General features: G+C 51.7%; 1 rRNA gene. It reads right to left on the bottom strand.

The features are described 5' to 3' along the window. A 23S ribosomal RNA gene (locus HWN72_RS30865) occupies window positions 1-169 on the bottom strand; the annotation flags it as partial. Window positions 170-375: the final 206 nt, after the last annotated feature.

The following is a 375-nucleotide window of genomic DNA, read 5'->3' as shown; positions in this document are numbered from 1 at the left end:
GCCTGATCACTCAGACATCGAGAGAAATGGTGAAGGTGGGTTTCCCCATTCGGAAATCGTCGGATCAAAGCCTGCTCACGGCTCCCCGACGCTTATCGCAGCGTGCCACGTCCTTCATCGCCTGTACATGCCAAGGCATCCACCAGATGCTCTTACCTCACGCTTGAGAATCCACACCATCAACGACAACCCTGCATAGAGGTTACGTTGTATTCAGGTGCGGACGATTAATCTCAGCCAGATGTAAATCTGTATGTTGCGCGTCATATTGTACCCACTACGTCAGCAGGTACGACGCGCCACGGCATCGATTAAAAAACCCATTCACAATGTCAAAGAAGTGCAGGCAAATCCTGCGTAACCGGTCTTGCGACC

The sequence above is a fragment of the Novosphingobium sp. HR1a genome (assembly GCF_015594425.1).
Classification (GTDB): domain Bacteria; phylum Pseudomonadota; class Alphaproteobacteria; order Sphingomonadales; family Sphingomonadaceae; genus Novosphingobium; species Novosphingobium resinovorum_A.
The sequence above is the reverse complement of the archived record's forward strand: the minus strand, read 5'-3'. Positions and strand labels throughout refer to the sequence as shown.